The organism is Aetokthonos hydrillicola CCALA 1050 (assembly GCF_017591665.1).
GTDB lineage: Bacteria > Cyanobacteriota > Cyanobacteriia > Cyanobacteriales > Nostocaceae > Aetokthonos > Aetokthonos hydrillicola.
Map to the genome: position 1 here is coordinate 1 of NZ_JAAKGC010000399.1, position 1,342 is coordinate 1,342.

Genomic DNA, 1,342 nt, shown 5'->3' on the forward strand with positions numbered 1-1,342 from the left:
TAAGTTAAAGGTTAAGATTGACGCGGAGAGGGGAGACGGGGAGACGCGGAGATAGAATTTTCCCTGTGTCACCCCGTCACCGCGTCCCCGTATCAGCCCCTTTTTAGGTTTTTCTTAGTGCCATTCCCTGCATATCCCCACACACGTGGTATTTTAGCTATGAGTAGCTTGTTCGTGCGACTTAAGTTGAGACTCTATTAAAGGAATTTTGGGAGCTAGAAAAAATCCGATCAAACTAGCAAAGAGTATTGGGGTTAGGGGACCGAAATTGGTTAATTTTGACAACAACAAAGTCGTACTAACAGGTGTGCGTGTTACCGCAGCATTCACAGCAGCCATCGTACAGATCATGGCAAGAGTTGGATTCATTCCAGGAATTAAGATTGCTACCGCTTTACCTACACAAGCACCAGTAAAAAATAGAGGGATAATAAATCCTCCTCGCCATCCACCTGTAACTGTAATACTGATGGCGGCTATTTTACCAATGGCGATCGCAAATAAGAAAGCAACAGAAAAGTTATTACTGACTACTAAATCTAACTGTTTATCTCCAAAGTAGCGTGTTAGCGGTAAGAGGGTTGCTAAAATGCCTAATCCTAGTCCGGCTAGTGTCGTATGTACATAAATTGGTCCCGGAATACGAGAAAAAACGTATGCACAGCCACGAAAAATACTGATAAATAACCAGGCTGTCACTGCTCCAACCATCCCAAAGACAATCGCTAAGGCAAAATCATCAATGTTTTGAAGATGATACTGAGGAAAATGCCATGCAGGCGCAATCCCTAAATGTGTAATTGCTGCAAATACCAGATAACTAGCACAACTTGCAACAATAGCTGGCATTAGAGCTTCATAGTACTCCAGAATATGCTGATGGTGTAAAATTTCTAGAGCGAACATTGCACCGCCAAGGGGTGCACCAAATAATGCAGTGAAGCCAGCAGCCATTCCTGCCAAACTCATAGATCTCAAATCTTCACCATCTAGTCTCAAGCGATCGGCAACCCAAGTACCAAACGAACCTGTCACCTGTACTAAGGGTGCTTCTGGACCAGCACTGCCACCAGCTGATATGCTGACCAGGGAAGCAAGAATCATAGAAGGATTTTTTCGTATATCTAGGCGACCACCACGAAAATGGATATTATCGACGATCACCGCAATTTCACCAGGATTGCCTAGAAAATAAATGACTAGCCCAATAATTAAACCTGAAACAGGCATCACCCACAGGAGAGTAAACCCCTGAAATCGTTCAAGTTGATGAGTAATAAATTCCAGAAAAGTCCAATATAGCCCAGCAAATAGACCACTAACAGTCCCTACAACAGCCCAG

Annotated in this window: 1 protein-coding gene; it reads right to left on the reverse strand. The window is 43.6% G+C overall.

Annotated elements, in window-relative coordinates:
* Positions 1-153 precede the first annotated feature (153 nt).
* A partial coding sequence (locus G4P69_RS38300) for a chloride channel protein (RefSeq protein ID WP_208355207.1) occupies positions 154-1,342 on the reverse strand: 1,189 nt, incomplete at its 5' end.